Source organism: Erysipelothrix sp. HDW6A, assembly GCF_011400295.1.
In the GTDB taxonomy this organism is placed as follows: Bacteria; Bacillota_I; Bacilli_A; order Erysipelotrichales; family Erysipelotrichaceae; genus Erysipelothrix.
This window is the reverse complement of sequence record NZ_CP049859.1, coordinates 1,413,640-1,435,316: the sequence shown is the minus strand read 5'-3', so window position 1 is coordinate 1,435,316 and position 21,677 is coordinate 1,413,640. Positions and strand designations below refer to the sequence as shown.

Here is a 21,677-nt window from a genome sequence, read left to right as displayed (position 1 = left end):
TAAGGAGACGATAGACACTATGGCTAAATGTTTAGTGGCTCAATCAGGTGGGCCAACATCAGTAATTAACGCTACAATCGCAGGTATCGTTAAAGCGAACCAACTTAACCCTGTATACGATACAGTTTTAGGTGGTATTCACGGTATTGAAGGAATCTTAGAAGAAAAATTCTATGACCTAACAAATATGAGTGATGACGAGAATAGAGTATTACGTCAATCACCATCAAGTGCATTAGGTTCATGCCGTTACAAATTAAAACGTGAAAACGTTGCTGACTTTGAGAAATTGTTTGACATCATGGAACGTCATGATATTCGCACATTATTCTACACAGGTGGTAACGACTCAATGGATACAGTTGCTGCTTTAGATGAATATGCAAAAGCAAACAACATCGAAGGATTCCAATTTGTTGGATGTCCAAAAACAGTCGATAACGACTTAATGGTTATGGATCATGCTCCTGGATTTGCTTCAGCAGCTAAATTCATCGCTACTACAGCTCTACAAACATGGACAGACTCAACTGTTTATACACGTCAAGATGTTTTCATTCTTGAAACAATGGGCCGTGATGCAGGTTGGTTAGCAGCTAGCTCATGTGTATCAGGAGTTGTTGATGTTCTTGTATTACCAGAACAACCATTCAATAAAGAAGCATTCTTAAACACAGTTAAGAAACATATTGAAGAAAAGAACAAATGCTACATTGTTGTTAGTGAAGGTGTTCGTTACGAAGACGGAACATACCTTGCAGCTGGCGAATCAAAAAATGATACATTTGGTCATGCTGTTCTTGGTGGAGCAGGTAATGCATTAAAAGAAATGATCTTAGAATCAGGCATCTCAGAACGTGCTAAAGTTCAAGACTTAAGTAATGCACAACGTTCACACGCAACAGAACAATCAAAAGTTGACGTAGAAGAGTCATTCCAATTAGGAATGTCAGCTCACATGCGTTCTATTGATCCATCATTCACAGGAATGACAGTTCTTGTTAAACGTGTTGAAGGTGACAAATATGATGTAGTTTACGATGCAACAGCATCAAGCAACATCGCTAACCATGTGCGTAACTTCCCACAAGAGTGGATTTTACCTAACTTTGCAGGTATCACAGAAGAAGCACATGCTTACTTTGAACCACTATTAGTTGGTATCCCAGAAATCATGTATGATGAAAAAGGATTACCACGTCAAGTAAAACCTTACTACATGCGTTAATTCAAAAGGAACTTCTTCATTGAAGTTCCTTTTTTCAAAAATATGTCTCTATACAAGTGTTTAGGATTTTATTTAATTTGAGAAACAATCTATTTATGAAAAGTTGAATATATCAATTTAATTCTATAAATAATCATTGTTGTGGAAAGCTTTTTGGAAAGGTTTAATTATTTTCATAAAAAAACCCCACTATTAAGTGGGCAAATTGACTTTATGGCGGAGAAAGAGGGATTTGAACCCTCGCGAGCGTGAACTCCTATCGGTTTTCGAGACCGACCCCTTCAGCCTCTTGGGTATTTCTCCATTGCTCATGTATTTTAGCATATTACGTCATAAAAAGAAATGTTTTTTCTTGTATTTGAATAACTAAAGGAGTATTATTTATTAGTATTTGGGAGGTTTTGTTATGGACGATTATATTTTACAAATCTTAAAAGCTAATGCAGAGGCAAAAGAACAGGTTCAAGAGGTTCTTGAATCACATGCCGATGATATTCAAAAGCTCCAACAGGAAAAGAAAAAAATAGATCAAGAGTTGGCACAACTACTTACAAAGGAAACAGATTCACTTCAGAAAGAAATGGATTCGTATCGTGAGTCATTAGAGCCGGTTTATGATCAAGACTATGAACAACGTGTCTTAGACCTTAGAAATCGCTTTAATGATGCCAAGGAAGCTTGGTATGAACGCCTATTAGAAAGTATTGTGACTAATAATGGCAAGTGATATTGCTATGGCTGTAAAGGCACGTTCTTTATTTTCAAAACACTTAACTGTTGAAGAGTTCCGGATGATGTCGCAGTTTAAAACTGTATCAGAGATTGCTGCATATCTTCAGACTAAACCACGATATCATGATGTTTTAGCTCAAATGGATAAGCAAGATGTCCATCGTGAAGAATTAGAGAAGCAAATTAGAAGAATGGGTATTAATGACTTCTTAAAATTAATGCGCTATGTTAAAGAAAGTGATGATTCATTCTTTAACTACTACATTAAAAGAAGAGAGATTGAGTTAATTCTGTATGTTCTTCATGCGATTCGCTCGCAGTCAAAACACCAAGTCGATACATATATTAATTTACTTGAACAGTATATGGAGATTAGCATTGAAAAGCTTATAAATACGACATCGTATAAAGAATTACAAGACTATCTCGTAACGACGTCATATGGTCATTTACTTGATAACTTATATGAGAATGATGTTGATTTGGCAGAAACTGAAGATAAGCTCAATGAGTATTATCGAATTGTACTGAAAAAATTAGTTCAAGGCTCAAACCATATTGAACTTCTATCGATTTTTAATATGGATGATGAATTAAAGACGATAGCTCATATCTATCGTTTGAAGAAGTATTACAAAGTTTCAGCAGAGGATATTATTCCTCGACTTCGTTATATTCCATTTTATATTCCTAAGCATCAGATGAAATATTGGGTTGAGACCTATGATGCTGAAGAGTTTATAGTAGCGTTTAGAAATTCAACATACAGTCGATATGCTTCTAAAGAAGATTTTGTAACAGTTGAAACGTATTTAAATTCTGTAAGATATCATTTTGCAAAACATCAATTACGATTTGCAAAAGATACGAATACTGTATTGGCATCATATATGATGCTAGTACACTTAGAAATTGACAATATTATCGATATTATTGAAGGGGTCAGATATCAAATATCTCCTGATTCGATAATGAACTTAATTACACAATAGGAGGATAGAAAAGTGGCAATAGAAAAAATGAGATTTGTAACAGTTTCTACACGTCCTGATGGTGTACTGCAAATGATTCGATCGATTAAAGACTATACAAGATTTCATCCAGAATTAAGTAGTTCGGTCATTACTGAAGGTGATGGTGGTGAAGCATATTCATCACCACATATCTATGAAAATTACTATAATCGCATCTTAAGCCTTTTAAAAGAATCAGAAGTAGTCCTTGAACCAAAGGTTACTCAAGACTATTCTATTGAAGAAATTGAAACAGTCATTTCTCAATCAGAGAAAATTGCAGATACACATCAAGAAATGCACGACTTTATGAAACAAATGCATAAAGATGATATTATCGCTTTTGAAAAGCTTCAAGAATATCCACTTGATGGTATTCATGATGGATTGATTTCATTTAATTTTGGTAGAATGCCGATTAGTAGTAGAGATAAGATTACACAGTATGCTGATGAGAAATTTGTCTTTACAGAACTTCATCGTAATAAGCATGATGCTTGGGTTATTTATGTGTGTCTTAAAAAGGATGAGCAATTCTTTGTAGATCTTTTTGAATCTTTAAGTTTTGATCTGATTCCTATACCTAAATCTTTAGATGCAGATATTCATTATACCTTTGACGATCGTTTACAAAATATCTATGGTTTTGTAGAGATGATGAGTGAATGTGAAGACTACTATAAATACATAGCAGTGTACAATGAGCAAGTAGTGTTATCAGGCTTTGTTACTGAGGACTGTATTCAAGACTTTAAAGAAAAATTCACAGCTGGTGAAGCAATTCATGACTTCCCACCTGAAGTACAAAAACAACTTTTACCACCAACTTCGTTGAAGAATCCAAAATTCTTTAAACCATTCCAATTATTTATTGAAATGTATGGTTTACCTAAGTATGGAGAATATGATCCTACACCATTTTTCGCGATTACATACTGCTTACTATTTGGCATGATGTTTGGAGATCTTGGTCAAGGTATGGTAATTGCATTAGTGGGTTACATATGGAATAAGAAGTGCTCCGGTGACTTAGCTAAAATTATCTTCCGATTAGGAATCTTCTCGATGATTTTTGGTGTAATCTATGGTTCATTCTTTGGAAATGAAGAAATTCTCAAACCATTCTTAGAACCATTTGGTTTACCAATCCATGTCACGAGCCCAGAATTCACAATGAATCTATTAATCTCAGCAGTTGCTGTAGGGGTGTTCTTGATATTGAGTGGAATGCTCACCAATATCATCATATCGTTACGTCGTAAACGATATGAGCGAGCACTGTTTACTCAAAATGGACTTGCTGGGTTTATATTCTATGGTTTCTTAATGTTAAGTATTGTAGGGTTAGCGAGTGGAAACAACATCTTAAATCCAATAACAATTGTTTGTTTCTTAGTCGTTCCATTCCTTATGATGTTCTTTAAAGAACCATTAACTCACTTGCTAGAAAAAAGAGAACTCGCTCCAGAAGAAGGATGGGGTGGTTACATCTTAGAATCAGTATTTGAGTTACTTGAAGTGTTACTAGGATTTGTATCCAACACAATGTCATTTATGCGTGTCGGTGGGTTTATCTTAAGCCATGCAGGGATGATGACAGTTGTAATGACACTTCAACAAATGACCGGTAATGCATCACCAATTGTATTCATTCTTGGTAATGTACTTGTTATCGGATTAGAAGGCTTGCTCGTAGGTATTCAAGCACTACGTCTTCAATATTATGAAATATTTAGCCGTTTCTATGACGGTGGAGGAAAACCGTTTAAAGCGGTCAAATAAGAAGGGGAACATTATGTTAAATTTATTCGAAATTATTATGCCAATCGTGCTAATTGCAATTATATCACTACCATTAGTACCAGTTTTTAAAGGAAAGTTAGACGTTCGTAGTGCTAAGTTCCGTATGTATCTACAAATTTCATTATTCTTTGCTACACTATGTGGTTTTATTCTATTCGCTGGAGCAACTTATGCTGCAGAAGCTGAATCAGCATTTGTAGGAAGCAACGCTCAAGGAATGGGATTCTTATCAGCAGCAATCGCTGTTAGTGCATCTGTAATTGGTGCTGGTTATGCAGTAGGGCAAGCAGCTCCTGCAGCTATCGGTGCTATTTCAGAAAATCCAGATAACTTTGGTAAAGCTATGATTTATGTTGTTTTAGGTGAAGGGGTTGCTATTTACGGTCTTCTTATTGCAATCTTAATTATTCAAAAATTATGAGAATGTATCTCATTAGTGATAATACAGATACACAAATGGGATTGCGACTCGCTGGAATTGAGGGAGTTATTGTTCATGAAAAAGAAGAACTTCATCGTGTTCTAGAAGAAGTCAAACAGGATGAAGCTATTGGAATACTATTAGTTACAACCGTAGTATTCAATCTTGATCGTGATAAATTACAAGATTTAAAGTTAAATTCGAAACGCCCGCTTATTGTGGAAATTAGTGATCGTCATAAGTCACACGAAGTTCAGGCAATGATTGATGAGACGATCTCGAAGATAATAGGAAGGAAGATAGGATGACAAGTGTTAAAGCTCAAGTAACTCAGGGTATTGTAGACACTATTGTTTCTGAGGTTCGTAATGAATCCAATGAAATGAATACACAGTTTACAGAAAGACTCCAGTCACAACTGGATGAATATACTCAAGAAAAGAAAAAAACATTTGATTCTAAGCTTAACTTAATTAAAGATAAAGTTTCGAAAGAAAGAAGCAAAATTGAATCAGAATTACGATTTGAAAACAATCGTAAACTAAGAAATGAACGCAGTCTTTTACTGGATGAACTTAAAGAATCTCTTACTAAAGATATTCTAGAGTTTATTAATACAAAAGAATACGCGTCATATTTGAATCAAATTATACAAACTCTCAAAGAACGTGTTAACGCGCATGACTTAATTGTGAAAGTACGTGCAGAAGACCATAAACTTATCACAGAAGATGTAACTGTAGAATCCATAGAATTACCGATGGGAGGAATTATTTGCGAATATCAAAATTTAGTCTTTGATTATTCATTGAAGACACGTTTTGATACTGCAATTGAAACCTTTATTAAAAACAGTAATGTAGGTATTGTGGAGGTTTCAAAATGAGTACAGTATATTGGATTAACGGACCTATCATAAAAAGTAAAGATGTCGATAATTTTATGATGTCTGAAATGGTTTATGTTGGTGATAAGAAAATCATGGGTGAAGTTATTGGAATCGATAAAGACTTTGTAACCATCCAAGTTTATGAATCAACAACATCCATGAAGGTAGGCGAATCAATTGAACATACAGGTTTATCTCTAAGTGTAGAGCTAGGACCTGGATTATTAGGAAATATTTATGATGGTATTGGACGCCCATTAAAAGGATTGTCTGAAACTTATGGTTCTTATTTAGATGTTGGTCAATCCATGCGTACCTTACCAGAAGATAAAGAATGGCATCTTCATTATCTAGTATCTAAAGGAGATTCTGTTAAAAGAGGTCAAGTATTAGCAACTTTTGAAGAAACAGGATCTATTGAACACCGACTCTGTTCAACACAAGATGGAGTAATTGCGTCTGAATGTGTTGATAAAAGTTATAAACTTGATGAAACGGTTATTGCATTTGAGGATGGAAATTCAATGACTCTATCTCTTAAATGGCCAATTCGTCACTCACGACCTGTTAAGAGTCGTATTGACGCGAAAGTTCCACTTATTACGGGACAACGTGTCATTGATACTTTCTTTCCAATTGTAAAGGGAGGAAGTGCTGCAATTCCTGGAGGTTTTGGGGCAGGGAAAACAATGCTTCAACACCAACTTGCGAAGTGGTGTGATGCTGATATTATTGTTTATATTGGTTGTGGTGAACGTGGTAACGAAATGGCACAAGTATTGGAAGAATTCTCAGAACTTGTTGACCCTAAAACAGGTCGTACTTTATTAGAAAGAACGATTCTTATTGCGAATACATCAAACATGCCGGTTGCTGCTCGTGAAGCATCCATCTATACAGGTATTACATTTGCAGAGTACTATCGTGATATGGGATACCACGTTGCGCTTATGGCTGACTCTACATCACGTTGGGCTGAGGCTTTACGTGAGCTTTCAGGACGTCTTGAAGAAATGCCTGCGGAAGAAGGATTCCCAGCATATCTTGCTTCTCGTCTTGCTCAATTCTATGAACGTAGCTCGTTTGTAGAAACATTAAATGGTGATGTCGGATCCATTAGTATTATTGGAGCAATCTCACCACAAGGTGCTGACTTCTCAGAACCTGTAACCCAAAATACACAACGTTTTATCGGTGCTTTCTGGGCTCTAGATAAGTCTCTAGCTTATATACGTCACTTTCCCTCAATCAACTATAATCAAAGTTATAGTGAATACCTCGTACAATTACGAGATTGGTATGGGGAGAACATCGCTGAAGACTACTTAGAATATCGCCAACTTCTTTTATCAATTCTTAATGAGGAAACAAGCCTCATGGAAATTGTGAAACTAATTGGACAAGATGTTTTAGCAGACCGTCAAAAATTAGTTATAGAGATTGCTCGTGTAATTCGAGTAGGTTATCTACAACAAAATGCATTCCATAAATTTGATAGTTCAGTTTCATTACCTAAACAATATGAAATGATGAAGCTTATTGCCTATGCATATAATAAGTCCTTAGAACTTCTTAAAGAACAAAAACCGATGAATGCTATTATTGAAACACGAATTTTCGAAGAAATTATTGGTGTTAAATATGTCATTGATACTGACTTAGATGAATTTAAGACATATTATGAAAAAATTGATGCAGCCCTTGCATCGATAGACTAGGAGGAATAAACATGAGTATATATATCAAAGGTTTAGAAAGTGTTAATGGTCCTCTAGTTGCAATTGATGGGGTAGAGACAGCTTCGTTTGACGAACTCGTAGAACTTATCGATGAAAATAATCATAAACGCCTTGGACGTATCATTGAACTTCAAGGAACACGTGCATTAATCCAAGTATTTGAAAATACAGAAGGTTTGTCAAAGAATAATGTCATGACAAAACTTACAGGTCGTCCTATTGAAATTGGTCTATCAGAAGAAATTCTAGGTAGAAGTTTTAATGGTTCTGGTGAACCAATCGATGGTTTGGGTGATGTCTTCATTGAAGAATCACGTGATATTAATGGTCGTGTTATTAATCCAGTTTCAAGAATTTATCCACGAGATTTTATTAATACGGGTATTAGTGCAATCGATGGTTTAAACACTTTAATACGTGGTCAAAAATTACCTATATTTTCAGGAAGTGGTTTATCTCATAATGAGCTAGCTGCTCAAATTGTGCGTCAAGCCAAACTTCACGGTGACAATGATGAAAACTTTGCGATTGTATTTGCTGCAATGGGTGTAAAACATGACGTTGCCGCATTCTTTAAACAAACATTTATTGATCACGGTGTCATGGATCACGTTACAATGTTTTTAAACCTTGCAAACGATCCAATTATTGAACGTATTTTAACGCCACGTTTTGCTTTATCAGCAGCTGAATACTTAGCTTTTGAAAAAAATATGCATATCTTAGTTGTAATGACAGATATCACCTCGTATTGTGAAGCTTTACGTGAGTACAGCTCTTCAAAAGAAGAAGTTCCAGGTCGTAAAGGGTATCCAGGATATCTTTATTCTGATCTTGCTTCAATGTATGAACGAGCAGGCTGTATAGAAGGAAGTACAGGGTCATTGACTCAAATTCCAATTTTAACTATGCCAAATGATGATATATCGCATCCAATTCCTGACTGTACTGGTTATATTACAGAAGGTCAAATTGTACTCGATCGCAACCTGCAACAAAATGGTATCTATCCACCAATCAATGTCTTGCCATCACTTTCACGTTTAATGAAGGATGGTATTGGTGAAGGCTTAACTCGTGGTGATCACAATAGTGTTTCTTCACAGCTTTTCGCTGCTTATGCACGTGTTATTGATGTACGAAACCTAGCATCTGTAATTGGTCTGGATGAATTATCACGTCATGATCAACGTTATCTTGCATTTGGTAATCTTTTTGAAGCTTATTTTGTAGGGCAAGGGATAAGGCAAACCGTCAAATAACTGAAACACTTGATATTGGTTGGCATTTACTGTCGCTTTTACCTAAATATGATTTAGACAGACTTGATGCAGATACATTAAATGCAAACTACGACAATTCTAAGGCTGTTAACTACTTTAAGATTAATGCACCTACTTTATTTGATGATGCACTTTTCGATGGAGTAAACTAAGATGTTAGTCACTAAGGGAAACTTACTTGCGAATAAAGAATCCTTGCGTTTAGCAAGAGTTGGTTATGATCTAATGGATCGCAAACGAATGATTCTGATGCAGGAGCTTACAAAGCTCATGGATGATGTTAAGGAACTCCGGGATGTGATTGATGTTGCCTATGAAGAGGCGTACGTAGCTTTACAGCGTGCTAACGTTAGTTATGGTGTTATTGATCGTCTTGCGAAGTTAATGCCTATAGAGGATGATATTAAGATTGTCTATCGTTCGGTAATGGGGATTGAGATTCCTAAGGTTACTCTAGAAGAGAAACCTTTAGAAATTCCTTTCTCACTTGGCATCTCAAACTCAACACTTGATGATGTATTCATTAAGATGAGACAGGTGAAGTATTACACTGTTAAACTAGCTGAGCTAGACAATGGAATGTATCGCCTTGCTAAGGCTATTGAAAAGAGTCGAAAACGGGCTAATGCTCTCGATAAAATTGTGATTCCTGATTTAGAAAACAACATTCGAGTTATTTCAGATGCTCTTGAAGAAAAAGATCGTGAAGAATTCCTCAGAATGAAGAAAGTAAAGAAAATGTAAGGCGTCTAAGACGTCTTTTTTCTATGAAGTAATATCATTTAAATAAAAAACCTTTTTTGTTTTGATAAGGCTATCAAAAAATGATAATATAGAAGTGTTGTACTGAGTGGAGGAGAAAATTATATGATTAAAGGTATCGCTGCTTCGGCAGGAATTTCAGTATCAAAAGTATTCAAATTACAACATCCTGTTGTAAATGTAGAACGTCGTGAGGCTAATGTTGATGAAGAAATCAAAAAGCTCGCAGACGCAATTACTGCAACTCAAAATGATATTGAGGCAATCAAAGCAAACGCAGTTGGACGTTTGGCAGATGAAGAGCTCGCAATTTTTGATGCTCACTTAATGGTTACTCAAGATCCTGAATTTGTTGGACAAATCGAAGAAGTTATTAAATCTGAGAATGTGAATGCTGAATTTGCTGTAAATCAAATCGCATCAACATTTATTGGTATGTTCGAAAGCATGGATGATCCATACTTCCGTGAACGTGCTGCAGATATTAAAGACGTAACATATCGTATTCAAACTCATGTATTAGGATTAATCATCCCAGACTTAACAACTATCAATGAAGAAGTTGTGATTGTTGCTGAAGATTTAACACCATCCGATACAGCTCAATTAAATCGTGATTTTGTTAAAGGTTTTGCAACTGAGATTGGCGGACGTACATCCCACTCAGCTATTATGGCTCGTAGTTTAGAAATTCCTGCAGTTGTTGGAGCAGGTGCACTTTTAGATAAGTGTGAACATGGTCAAGATATTATTCTTGATGCAATCGATGGTGTTATTATCTTTAACCCAAGTGATGCACAAAAAGAAGAATATGCTGCTAAAGGACAAGCTTTTGCAGACCATAAAGAAAGTTTAAAAGCTCTTAAAGATGCTGAATCAAAAACAACTGATGGACATGTTGTTGAATTAGCAGGTAATATCGGTACACCTAAAGATGTTGAAGGTGTTCTAAATAATGGTGGTGAAGGAGTGGGTCTTTACCGTACAGAATTCTTATACATGGATGCTTCAGAACTTCCTTCAGAAGAAGATCAATTCGTAGCATATAAAGAAGTATTAGAAAATATGGCACCAGGTCGTGTTGTTGTTCGTACACTCGACATTGGTGGAGATAAAGAATTATCTTACCTCAAATTCCCACATGAAATGAACCCATTCTTAGGATACCGAGCAATCCGTTTATGTTTAGACCGTACTGACATTTTCCGAGTACAACTTCGTGCATTATTACGTGCAAGTGTTTATGGAAAATTAAGTATCATGTTCCCAATGATCGCTACATTACAAGAATTCCGTGATGCTAAAGCTCTTGTTGAAGATGAAAAGAAAAACTTATCCAAAGAAGGTATTGCTTACAGTGATGATATTGAATTAGGTATGATGGTTGAAATCCCAGCAGCAGCAATGCTTGCAGACCAATTTGCTAAAGAAGCTGACTTCTTCAGTATTGGTACAAATGATTTAATTCAATACTCAATGGCTGCAGACCGTATGAACGAAAAAGTTTCATACCTCTACCAACCTTATAACCCTTCAATTCTACGTCTTGTTAAGATGACAATTGATGGTGCTCATAAAGAAGGTAAATGGTGTGGAATGTGTGGAGAAATGGCAGGAGATGAAAAAGCAATTCCATTGTTATTAGGACTTGGACTTGATGAATTCTCAATGTCTGCTTCATCAATCTTAGAAGCACGTCGTATTATCCGTGATCTAAGCTTTGCAGAAATGCAAAAACTTGCTGAAGAAGCACTTAACAAAGCAACGACTGAAGAAGTATTAGAACTTCTAAGTCAATATGTTAAGTAGTAAACAGCAACAAACAATTCAAACAATCGATTCCAAAATTTTTGAGTTATTTGCTCAAGAATATACGGGTCATGATTATTATCATACAAAACGTGTTGTAAATCTTACAACACGTTTAATGCATTATGATGATGAAGAATTGTTTGCTGCTCTAGTTATCGCATACTTTCATGATGTCTTTGATGATAAAATCAATCCTAGTGATGATATGAGTTCCGACTTACTAAAACTCTTTGGTGAGTGGAATCTTGACCTTGAAGGTAAAGAAAGCCTAATTATCGATGGTATCAAGCAAATAGGCTATCGTGGCGGTTATGGCATTAAGAATAAAACTTTCCCTGCACAGTATGTCAGCGATGCTGATTTACTTGATGCTATGGGAGCAGTAGGTATAGCACGTACTTTCTACTATGCAGGGTCTAAGAAACATCCCTTTCATGATCCTAAATTAGAAGGAATTGCTCCAGAAAACATCGAAGAATATCGTAATCTTGAAAGAAATCCAATCAATCATTTCAACGAAAAACTATTACTACTACGTGAATGGATTTTGACTCCTGAAGGTATTAAGATTGCAGAAACACGCCATCAATTACTCGTTGATTTCTACAATGAGTTTATGGAAGAAATGAAAGATAACCTTTAACCAACAACTTCTGTTGGTTTTTTTATATCAAAAGTGTAGCAATAACACCAATTGAAATAAATGGGATAAAGGGAATTCGTGTTTTTGTGCCATGTCCTTTAAGTAAAAGAAATAAGGAATATGTCAGACTTGAGATGATTGTAATGTACCAAGCAACTACAAATTGATCTAAAGACAACAAATAGGATAGAACCCCCAAGAGTTTAACATCACCCATACCTATACCACCTGTTTTGTTAGAGACTACATACAACGCTGTAGTGAGTAGTATGCAGAAAGTTAGGCTATCTGTAAGAGGTATACCGTTTAGGAGCCTTAAAAGGCCTGTAAGGGCTAGGAGAAGATAGTGAGTTGTATCATAAACGATTTGCAGTTGGATATCGATAAGCGATTCTGTAATAAGGATAAAAGCAATAGAGAAATGAATAAGGAAATGTTCAAATGATTGTGCGTTCATAAATAAGTAGAAAATTAACAATGGGAAGAAAAGTTCAATGAACCATTCTTTTTTATTAAGAGTATGCTTACAGTTGCGACACTTACCAGCTAGGAATATAAAACTAAAGAAAGGAATCAAGTCAAACCAAAATAAAGTGTGTTGACAGAAGTCACAACGCGAGCGGCTTCTAAGTAAAGAATCATTATTTATGATTGTAGAAACGAGCCAATTCATAAAAGAACTAACGATTGATGCAATAATCCAAATGACTATCAAAGTTATCACCACTATATAAATAGCTTGCATTAAGAAGAAACCATAAAAAAAGTTGATTTCTTTCGAAATCAACAATTGTATTACTTAGTTGTATTAAGGAACATTTCCTTTAGACGTACTGATAAGAAATCAATGTCTTGTTCTGATAATGGTGTTTGTCCATCGTGATCATCGACAGTTCCAAGGTGTGTTACAATGTTACCTGATTTACTAATTGAAACTAGGAATGGAACTTGAAACTTATCATTTCTATATTGTGTTGGTAATGTATCGTTGAAAGCAAAGTATCGTTCTTCTGCTTTACTATATTTATTAAAATCATCACTTCTAATATCGAGATATTGGATTTTTTGATCTACTTCTGTTGCTACATTTTCAAGAACAGGTACAAGGGCAACACACCAAGGGCATGTATCAAAACCAAAATAGTATAGACCTGGTTCTTTAGCTTCTAGCTTATTAAACATATCTTCTGCAGAAGTTTGTACATAATGGTGATCCTTCTTATCGAAACCTTTATAACCGCTCATGAAGTCTTTTGACCCGCTTGAACATCCTGTGATTATAAAAATCAGTGCTAAAATAGCTATTAATTTCTTTTTCATATAAATCCTCCATGTAACTATTATAGTTATTTTTTCAGAAAGCACAATCATTTTAACCAAAAGTTCATCTTGTATTCGTAATTGTGTTTGTGGTATAGTTTCTAAGGCAGTATATTATTACTGGATAGTGACTCGATAAAGGCGATTGTTAAGGTTATATGCATATATTAAGCAATTTCCTTAAAAAAACGTTAAGAATACGCGTTGAAATATTGCATTTTGAATCTCATTTGTTATAATTATAATGCTTGCATCAGAAGGGAGGTTAGTCATGTCGAGAGTAGTAGTTAAAGAGAACGAAGGTTTAGATGACGCATTACGTCGTTTTAAACGTCAAGTATCTCGTAATGGAACCCTTGCTGAGGCTCGCAAAAGAGAGTTTTATGTAAAACCAGGCGTTCGTCGCAAATTGAAATCTGAGGCTGCACGTAAAGCGCGCCGTAAGAAACGTAAATAAAAACTAATCTGTATCGTAAGATACAGATTTTTTTATGTTATGATAGTAGAAACAAGGAGGTCTGCTATTTGACAACTCGTATATTTGATTTATTAGAAAAAGATGTAAGCCTGCAACAACTCGCAGGAATTGAAAACAAAGCAATCTTTGAAGTAGAAAAAAGATATCGTGTAAGAATTAATTTAGTAAACAATGTTCTTGAAGTAGTTGGTCTTGAAGAAGATGTTCAAAAAGCACTTGATTACTTAAATCTAGCGACACAGGTAATTGAACGCTATCAACGATTAGAAATGAGTGATTTGGATTATCTCTTTGAGGTTGTTGATAAAGGTCATATTGATCGTTTTATCGAAATGATGGATGCGATTCTTACAAGAACCTTTAATGGTAAACCAATTCGCGCAAAAACCTTAGGTCAAAAACAACTTATTGATGCAATGAAGGTCCATGACCTAACGTTCGCAATTGGTCCTGCAGGTACTGGTAAAACATATTTAGCAGTATGTTATGCAGCTGAACAGCTTAAGAAAAATGAAATATCTAAAATTATCTTAACACGTCCTGCTGTTGAAGCAGGAGAGAACCTCGGATTTTTACCTGGAGACTTAAAGGAAAAGGTTGATCCGTATCTAAGACCACTTTATGATGCCTTAGATGATATGTTCTCTACTGAGCGTACCCAGCGTTATATTGAAAAAGGTATAATTGAAATTGCACCTCTTGCATACATGAGAGGTCGTACTTTGGATGATGCGGTGATTATTCTAGATGAAGCTCAAAATACTACAAAAGCGCAAATGATGATGTTCTTATCAAGGTTGGGGAGAAATTCTAAAATGATTGTTACTGGAGATGTGGATCAAATCGATTTACCTCGTAAGCAACAATCGGGATTGAAGATAGCTCAAGCATATTTGAAAGATATACCAGAAATAGCGTTTGCAAACTTAAGTCATACTGATGTGGTGCGACATCCACTTGTTATCAAGATTCTTAAGAAGTTTGCAGAAGGAGACAAGTTGAATGATGAGACTACTAATTATTGAAGATGAAGAGGGGATTAGGAGGCTTCTACGCTATGACCTTAAACAACTAGGGTATGAAGTCGACTCTGCTAAAGATGGCCGTGAAGGGCTTGAATTGGCTCTAAAGAATAACTATGATGCGATTGTCATTGATTGGATGCTTCCGTATTATTCAGGCGTTGAACTGGTTGCTAAATTCCGTTCTGCTGGTTTGAATGCAATTCTTATTATGCTTACTGCCAAAGACGAAGAAACAGATATTCTAGAAGCCTTTGAAGCTGGTGTCGATGATTATCTTACCAAACCATTTTCTCCACGAGAGCTTACTGCTCGAATCAAGGCACACCTAAGACGTGCATATGCGAATTCTCATCATCGCTATATAAAAGTTGGTAATGTGTCTGTGTCTTTAGATGAACATGAAGTAAAGATTAATGATGAGCTCATAGAATTAACGAAAAAAGAATTTGACTTACTTGTATACCTTCTAAGTAATGAAAACATTGTATTAAGTAGAGATCAAATATTATCAGAAATATGGAACTATGAATATGATGGCGATACTCGTATCGTAGACGTACATATTTTTAAATTAAGAAACAAATTGGAAACGTCCAATGTACGAATTAATTCGTTGAGAGGGGTAGGTTACGTTGCCAAAAGAATTTAAATTGAATATTATTATATTCTTAATAACAGGAGCACTTACAGTTTGGGCAAATAATAGAGCTGCTATATTATTGTTTATTCTCGTTCAGATTGTTGCGTGGCTTATGTATTACTTTAAACAAGACAAAGAACTATCAAGTATTGTGAAGAATGTTGAACAAGAGGCTGATGCTGCAAACGTAAGAGCTGATGATGCATTTGATAAGCTAAAAGCCTTAATCAATGCAATCCCTTCACCACTTGTATACATTAACCAAAGAGGAGACTTTGAAGTAAGTAATCAATACTTCGATAAATTAATTGGTGAGAAAGCAGTTAACGTTTATGACAGTGTTATTGATATTCATATACGACAAATTCTTCTTGATGCATTCTTAAATGAAAAGCAATTTGTAAGACAGTTAAATCACGAAGAAGTGGATTACCAAGTGTTATCTATTCCACTCGTAAGCGAAGATAATCGTTACAATGGATGTATGTTGATATTCCAAGATGTTACGCGCGTTGTTGATGGTGAAAAAATGCAGAAACGTTTTATTGCTGATGCTTCCCATGAGCTTAGAACACCGATTACATCAATTAAGGGAATGATAGAAATCCTGAACCGTGAAGACTTTGATGATCCAGAAACAGCGAAAGAGTTTCATGAGCAAATTGAGAAAGAAAACAATCGTCTTCAAAAGATTGTTGATGACTTGTTGTTACAATCACGTTTACGATCCAATCAAGTATACTTAGAGAAGACGCACTTCAATCTCAAACAATTCTTTGATGGATTAATACATGAACGTCGTCAAGAGCTTCATCAAGCAAACATTCGTGTTATCTTGAATTGTCCATCTAATTTAGAGTTGGATGCTGATCAGTTCCGTCTGAGTCAAGTTTTCCTAAATCTTTTCAACAATGCAATCAACTATGCAAAGGATGGAGAGATTCGTATCAATTGTAGTGAAAAAAATAATCGTATAAAAATTGATTTTAAAGACAATGGAGAAGGAATAAATCCAGAAATCTTACCTCATATCTTTGAGAGATTCTTTAGAGGGAATCCTGCTCGTGGTCGACAAAACGGAAGCAGTGGACTTGGCTTGGCAATTAGTAAGTCCATCATTGAATCTCATGATGGGACCATCGATGTTACTAGCGAACCTAAAAAGGGTACATGCTTTACAATAATACTTTAATATATCTTATGTGTTTGGATAACCGAGCACATAAGATTTTTTTGTTAACAGAATCTTAACATTTAATTGATAGTTCTTTAATCTTTCCTTGATAGGATACAGATAGCAGAAATGATAGACTGCATCGGAGGAAGTATGAAGAAAACTTTAGCATTATTATTAAGTATTCTTGTTTTAGTAGGTTGTTCAAGTAATCCATCCAGTAGCGAAGAAATTAAAGTATATACTCGTGATAGTTCTTCGGGAACACGCGAAGCTTTTGAATCAATTATTGGTTTGGATGCATTAACAAGCAACAGTGCTGAAACAACAGCAAATGGTGATATGGCCAAACAAGTAGGAGCGAGTCCATCAGGAATTGGATATGTTTCCTTAACAACGGATTTTGAAGCAAATAAGCTAAGTCCTTTATCTTATGAAGGAGTAGAACCTACAGTTGAAACAGTAAACAACGGTTCTTATAAGTTAGCACGTCCATTCTCTTATGTAACACGTGCAGATGGGGATTTCGGAAGTGATGAGAAACAACAATTAGTCTTAGCTTTCATTGATTATCTCGCAAATTCTACTGAAGGTAGACAAGTCGTGTTAGCGGCAGGAGGAATTGTTGATACTGCTTCAGGTACACCATGGGCACAACTTGCAAAGAATCATCCTATTGTAGAACAAGATAACAGTTCAATTACATTGAAAACAGGCGGATCAACTTCAGTTGATAAAACTCTAACTGCAGCTGTTAAATCCTTTATTCCTTTAGCAGGTAACTTCAAGTATGAACCAAATGCAACAGGGTCTGGAGATGCGTATAAACGTGCTCTAGGAGCAGAAAAAGATGGAGCGAATGCAATTGATATCGGATTTGCTTCACGTGAATTTAAAGCAGAAGAACCAGTTTCTGAAGGATTGACTTCAGGTGTCTATGCACTAGATGCGGTTGTAGTGGTAGTTTCATCATCCAATACAAAAATTAAAGATGCTAGTGCAAAACAACTTGTAGATATATTTAACGGTACAATTAAGACTTGGAATGAATTTGAATAAGCTTAGCTTGTCTAAGCTTTTCGCTTGAAAGTAGGGTGTTTTATGAATCCAGAAAAGTTATTAGGATATCAAAAAAGAAAAAGACTGGTTGATGTATTATTCCGTAGCTTATTTAAGCTTGCTGGAATTCTTTCGGCGTCAATGATTCTTTTTATCTTTGTATTTATTGTTCAAAAAGGTATTTCAGTTTTTATGCCGAGCTATGAAGGGTCTCTGAACATCCTTTCGTTTTTAAGTGGTTTTGAATGGCGTGCTGATCAAGGAGTTTATGGTGTATTGTTTATCATTATCAATACACTAGTGACAGCGTTTCTAGCTATGCTTATCGCATTTCCAATTTCGGTTCTTACGGCACTCTTTATCGCCAAAATTGCTCCTAAACCACTAGACACAATTTTTACTACAGTTATTGAGCTGTTGGCAGCTATTCCGTCTGTAGTATATGGGGTCTTTGCATCAGGGGTCATTGTTTCTTGGGTTGATAAGATGGCACTTACTTTTGGATATACTACCTTTGGTGGTCGTTCAATGTTAGCTGTTGTTATTTTGTTGGCTATTATGGTCATACCAACAATGACATCACTATCTATTGTTGCAATTAAGGCAGTACGTCCTGAATTAGAACAAGCGTCACTTGCTCTCGGTGCTTCTAAAACACAAACTAATTTTAAAGTAGTACTTACAAGTGCTAAATCCGGAATCTTTGCAGGTTTGATTTTAGGGTTAGCGCGGGCATTTGGAGAAGCTACAGCAGTATCCATGGTTGCGGGAAATAAATCAATGGGTCCTACTTGGAATCCCTTTGATATCACTCGTACACTTACGTCTACAATGCTTTCTGGTTTAAAGGAGACTACAGGACTTGACTATGACGTAAGATTCTCTGTTGGTATCGTCCTAATGATTACAATATTAATATCTAATTTCTTAATTCATAAGTTAAAACAAAAGATAGGGGATGAAGGGAAATGACACGAACACGTAAAATTAAAGATGCATTTCTTAACGCACTAACCTATCTCGCTTCATCACTTACACTAATAGTGCTTGTGGCAATATTTGGTTTTGTCGTTATCCAAGGTAAAGATTCTCTGAGTATGGAGATGTTGACGAATAATTATTGGACACAGAACTATTTAATTACTTGGGAAGATTCTCAAGCAACACACTTTGAAAGACCTGATGATCTGAAAGACAATGAATTCTTTAGTGAGAAATATGGGATAGCATTCGAAGATGCGATAAGTCATGAGAAAGCAAAACTTATTAAGGTTTCCTATGTTGATGAAAACTCTCCGTTTCGTGAATCTATTAATGCAACAAAAGGCTCAGGGTATGGTAATTCGCTAACGGTTAATGTAGGAGATCAAATTGAAAAGATTGATGCTTACGATGAATCAGGAGACATAATATTGATGGGGACTATATTCGCTGACAATGCTCAGTCCATGGTTTCGAAACTTGATACAAGTGTCTCACTAAACACCGTCTATTATCAAACACCAGGTGGAGGGATTTGGGGATCCTTACTTGCAACCTTGATGTTAATCGGTCTATCACTTTTATTTGCCTTGCCACTTGGAATTTTTGCTGCAATCTACTTAACAGAGATTGCAGAGCCCAATCGTTTCAATAGCTTTATTGAACGCTGTATAGAAATGTTAGCAGGTGTACCAAGTATTATCTTTGGTCTTATGGGTATTGTTGTTTTATATCCTATTACAACATTATTTAATATTAAGGGATTAAGTATTCTGTTAGGATCCCTCACAATGGCAGTCATTCTTTTGCCAGTTATAATACGTTCGGTGCAAGAGTCTTTAATTGTCGTACCACAGGCATATAGACAAGCATCACTTTCTCTTGGTGCTAGTCAAACACAAACGATATTTAAAGTTATCTTACCATCCGCACTTCCAGGGATTCTCTCCGCAGTATTACTTGCAGTTAGTCGTATTATTGGAGAATCGGCAGCATTAATTTATACAATGGGAACCTTCGTAAACGATGCACCTCGTGTTGGTGAAGGAGCTACAACCCTTGCTGTACAAATTTGGTCAGTAATGGGGCAGGAACAACCAAACTTTGAATTAGCGAGTGCCATATCAATTATTATCTTAGTGCTCGTATTATTGCTTAATGTTAGTGTTAAACTCTTAAGCAAACGCTTGAATAGAAAGTTGGGACAAGCATGAATCTAAACAGTTTTGAAGTTAGAAATCTGGATCTTTATTATGGCGACAACCACGCCCTAAAAGATATCAATATCGATATAAAAAAGAATAAAGTTACGGCATTTATTGGCCCGTCTGGATGTGGTAAATCTACATTCTTACGCACATTAAATCGAATGAACGATCTTATTCCTTCATGTCGTATTGAAGGTGATGTAAAATTTAATGGTAAGAACATATACGATTCAAAGCTTGATATTGTATCGCTTCGTACTAAAGTTGGGATGGTTTTCCAACAACCTAATCCATTTCCAATGAGTATCTTTGATAATGTTGCTTATGGTTTAAGGGTACAAGGGATAAAAGATAAAAAAATACTGAATGAAGCTGTTATTTCTTCATTGAAACAAGCGGCACTCTACGATGAAGTGAAGGATCGTCTTCATCAATCAGCACTCCGACTATCTGGAGGGCAACAACAACGTCTCTGTATCGCACGAGCAATTGCACTAAAGCCAGAAGTTATCCTAATGGACGAACCTACTTCAGCATTAGATCCAATAGCTACTGCGAAGGTAGAAGAGCTCATCGAAGTACTAAAACGTGATTATACAATTGTGATTGTAACGCACTCCATGCAACAAGCAGCGCGTATTAGTGATAAGACAGCCTTCTTCTTATTAGGAGAGGTTATTGAATATGATGACACTAAAGTGTTGTTCCACACACCAAAAGATAAACGTACAGAAGATTACATAACAGGAAGGTTTGGTTAATATGGGAATTCAAGACATAATGATTGAGTTTGAAAATGAACTGACAAACATGGCTACTAAAGTTCGTTATGCAATGAGTGAGGCAATTACTGCTCTACAGTCTAACGATAAAGTATTGGCGCTAAAAGTTGTTGAACGAGATGAAATCATTAACAACATTGATCATACAATTAATAACAGTGCGATATCAGCACTAAGTCTTCAACAACCAGTAGCTCGTGATTTAAGACTTCTAATAGGCGGGATTAAGATTGCGACTGATTTAGAACGAATTGGTGATTATGCCAAAAACATTGGGCGTTTCGTTATTAAAGGTGACGAAGATATGAGAAGCTTTCAAGAAGGTATTTTTGAGATGGCTTCAATTTTTATGACTAATTTCGATCTAGTCCTTGAAGCTTTAGAAGAAAAAGATGTCAAGAAAGCGTATGAAGCTGCTCAGCAAGACGACCTCTTAGATCAAGGATTTAAAACGATAGTCGATAGGTATGCTGATATGTCGGAAACTCATATATTTCCACTTCAACTAGCGGAAATATTGCGTAATATCGAACGGGCTGGGGACCACAGTAAGAATATCTGTGAACAGGTGATTTACATCGTAAATGGCCAACGCGTCGACTTCGGTTAAACAAAGTGTTAATTCACTTTGTTTTTTTAATGTTTAGGGTATAATTAAAGGACTAAAAGTGTGAAGAATAGTGGA

22 protein-coding genes, 1 tRNA gene and 1 pseudogene are annotated in these 21,677 nt (G+C 35.7%); 21 read left to right on the top strand and 3 right to left on the bottom strand.

Annotated elements, in window-relative coordinates; all coding sequences use genetic code 11:
• Positions 1 to 19: 19 nt before the first annotated feature.
• The gene (locus tag G7059_RS07365; RefSeq protein ID WP_166081445.1) at positions 20 to 1,228 is read left to right on the top strand and encodes a diphosphate--fructose-6-phosphate 1-phosphotransferase; all 1,209 of its coding nucleotides are present in this window, start codon (positions 20 to 22) and stop codon (positions 1,226 to 1,228) included.
• Between the two features lie 214 nt (positions 1,229 to 1,442).
• Here the strand turns inward: G7059_RS07365 and G7059_RS07360 are convergent.
• Positions 1,443 to 1,531, bottom strand: a tRNA-Ser gene (locus G7059_RS07360).
• A gap of 103 nt (positions 1,532 to 1,634) precedes the next feature.
• Between G7059_RS07360 and G7059_RS07355 the strand changes: the two genes are divergently transcribed.
• From G7059_RS07355 to G7059_RS07305, 11 genes and pseudogenes are all read left to right on the top strand, one after another.
• Positions 1,635 to 1,955 (top strand): hypothetical protein, encoded by a 321-nt coding sequence (locus tag G7059_RS07355; protein WP_166081444.1) that lies wholly within the window; start codon positions 1,635 to 1,637, stop codon positions 1,953 to 1,955.
• Positions 1,945 to 2,952, top strand: a complete 1,008-nt coding sequence (locus tag G7059_RS07350) for a V-type ATPase subunit (protein ID WP_166081443.1) — start codon at positions 1,945 to 1,947, stop codon at positions 2,950 to 2,952. The genes G7059_RS07355 and G7059_RS07350 overlap by 11 nt, the downstream gene beginning before the upstream one ends.
• Before the next feature lie 12 nt (positions 2,953 to 2,964).
• On the top strand, positions 2,965 to 4,755 hold the full coding sequence (locus G7059_RS07345) for a V-type ATP synthase subunit I (RefSeq protein ID WP_166081442.1): 1,791 nt from the start codon (positions 2,965 to 2,967) through the stop codon (positions 4,753 to 4,755).
• 13 nt (positions 4,756 to 4,768) lie between these two features.
• Complete coding sequence (locus G7059_RS07340; protein ID WP_166081441.1) at positions 4,769 to 5,197, top strand: ATP synthase subunit C; 429 nt, start codon at positions 4,769 to 4,771, stop codon at positions 5,195 to 5,197.
• Positions 5,194 to 5,505 carry a V-type ATP synthase subunit F gene (locus G7059_RS07335; RefSeq protein ID WP_166081440.1) on the top strand — a complete coding sequence of 104 codons (312 nt, stop codon included), beginning with the start codon at positions 5,194 to 5,196 and terminating at the stop codon, positions 5,503 to 5,505. The genes G7059_RS07340 and G7059_RS07335 overlap by 4 nt, the downstream gene beginning before the upstream one ends.
• Entirely contained in the window at positions 5,502 to 6,083 is a 582-nt protein-coding gene (locus tag G7059_RS07330) for a V-type ATP synthase subunit E family protein (protein ID WP_166081439.1), read from the top strand. The genes G7059_RS07335 and G7059_RS07330 overlap by 4 nt, the downstream gene beginning before the upstream one ends.
• Positions 6,080 to 7,804 carry a V-type ATP synthase subunit A gene (locus G7059_RS07325; protein WP_166081438.1) on the top strand — a complete coding sequence of 575 codons (1,725 nt, stop codon included), beginning with the start codon at positions 6,080 to 6,082 and terminating at the stop codon, positions 7,802 to 7,804. Before G7059_RS07330 ends, G7059_RS07325 begins: the two co-directional genes overlap by 4 nt.
• 11 nt (positions 7,805 to 7,815) lie before the next feature.
• Positions 7,816 to 9,260, top strand: a pseudogene (locus G7059_RS07320) (V-type ATP synthase subunit B).
• Between the two features lies 1 nt (position 9,261).
• Entirely contained in the window at positions 9,262 to 9,852 is a 591-nt protein-coding gene (locus G7059_RS07315; protein WP_166081437.1) for a V-type ATP synthase subunit D, read from the top strand.
• A gap of 123 nt (positions 9,853 to 9,975) precedes the next feature.
• Positions 9,976 to 11,679 (top strand): phosphoenolpyruvate--protein phosphotransferase, encoded by a 1,704-nt coding sequence (gene ptsP / locus G7059_RS07310; RefSeq protein WP_166081435.1) that lies wholly within the window; start codon positions 9,976 to 9,978, stop codon positions 11,677 to 11,679.
• Positions 11,669 to 12,325 carry an HD domain-containing protein gene (locus G7059_RS07305; protein WP_166081434.1) on the top strand — a complete coding sequence of 219 codons (657 nt, stop codon included), beginning with the start codon at positions 11,669 to 11,671 and terminating at the stop codon, positions 12,323 to 12,325. The genes ptsP and G7059_RS07305 overlap by 11 nt, the downstream gene beginning before the upstream one ends.
• 22 nt (positions 12,326 to 12,347) lie before the next feature.
• Here the strand turns inward: G7059_RS07305 and G7059_RS07300 are convergent, their stop codons facing one another.
• Positions 12,348 to 13,040 (bottom strand): A24 family peptidase, encoded by a 693-nt coding sequence (locus G7059_RS07300; RefSeq protein ID WP_166081433.1) that lies wholly within the window; start codon positions 13,038 to 13,040, stop codon positions 12,348 to 12,350.
• A gap of 80 nt (positions 13,041 to 13,120) precedes the next feature.
• Positions 13,121 to 13,645 (bottom strand): thioredoxin family protein, encoded by a 525-nt coding sequence (locus G7059_RS07295; protein ID WP_166081432.1) that lies wholly within the window; start codon positions 13,643 to 13,645, stop codon positions 13,121 to 13,123.
• 271 nt (positions 13,646 to 13,916) lie between these two features.
• On the opposite strand from G7059_RS07295, the gene rpsU reads away from it, so the two are divergent.
• From rpsU to phoU, 9 genes are all read left to right on the top strand, one after another.
• Positions 13,917 to 14,102: a 30S ribosomal protein S21 gene (gene rpsU / locus G7059_RS07290; protein ID WP_166081431.1), complete on the top strand. Its 186-nt coding sequence runs from the start codon at positions 13,917 to 13,919 to the stop codon at positions 14,100 to 14,102.
• A gap of 68 nt (positions 14,103 to 14,170) precedes the next feature.
• Positions 14,171 to 15,148, top strand: coding sequence for a PhoH family protein (locus tag G7059_RS07285; RefSeq protein WP_166081430.1), 978 nt, complete (start codon positions 14,171 to 14,173; stop codon positions 15,146 to 15,148).
• Positions 15,126 to 15,797: a response regulator transcription factor gene (locus tag G7059_RS07280; protein ID WP_166081429.1), complete on the top strand. Its 672-nt coding sequence runs from the start codon at positions 15,126 to 15,128 to the stop codon at positions 15,795 to 15,797. The genes G7059_RS07285 and G7059_RS07280 overlap by 23 nt, the downstream gene beginning before the upstream one ends.
• Positions 15,781 to 16,980, top strand: coding sequence for a cell wall metabolism sensor histidine kinase WalK (locus G7059_RS07275; RefSeq protein WP_240920469.1), 1,200 nt, complete (start codon positions 15,781 to 15,783; stop codon positions 16,978 to 16,980). Before G7059_RS07280 ends, G7059_RS07275 begins: the two co-directional genes overlap by 17 nt.
• Positions 16,981 to 17,115: 135 nt before the next feature.
• Entirely contained in the window at positions 17,116 to 18,021 is a 906-nt protein-coding gene (locus tag G7059_RS07270; RefSeq protein WP_166081428.1) for a substrate-binding domain-containing protein, read from the top strand.
• 42 nt (positions 18,022 to 18,063) lie between these two features.
• Positions 18,064 to 18,993 carry a phosphate ABC transporter permease subunit PstC gene (gene pstC, locus G7059_RS07265; protein ID WP_166081427.1) on the top strand — a complete coding sequence of 310 codons (930 nt, stop codon included), beginning with the start codon at positions 18,064 to 18,066 and terminating at the stop codon, positions 18,991 to 18,993.
• Complete coding sequence (gene pstA, locus G7059_RS07260) at positions 18,990 to 20,216, top strand: phosphate ABC transporter permease PstA (protein WP_166081425.1); 1,227 nt, start codon at positions 18,990 to 18,992, stop codon at positions 20,214 to 20,216. The genes pstC and pstA overlap by 4 nt, the downstream gene beginning before the upstream one ends.
• Complete coding sequence (gene pstB, locus G7059_RS07255; RefSeq protein ID WP_166081424.1) at positions 20,213 to 20,971, top strand: phosphate ABC transporter ATP-binding protein PstB; 759 nt, start codon at positions 20,213 to 20,215, stop codon at positions 20,969 to 20,971. The genes pstA and pstB overlap by 4 nt, the downstream gene beginning before the upstream one ends.
• A gap of 1 nt (position 20,972) precedes the next feature.
• Positions 20,973 to 21,602 carry a phosphate signaling complex protein PhoU gene (gene phoU, locus G7059_RS07250; RefSeq protein WP_166081423.1) on the top strand — a complete coding sequence of 210 codons (630 nt, stop codon included), beginning with the start codon at positions 20,973 to 20,975 and terminating at the stop codon, positions 21,600 to 21,602.
• Positions 21,603 to 21,677 lie beyond the last annotated feature (75 nt).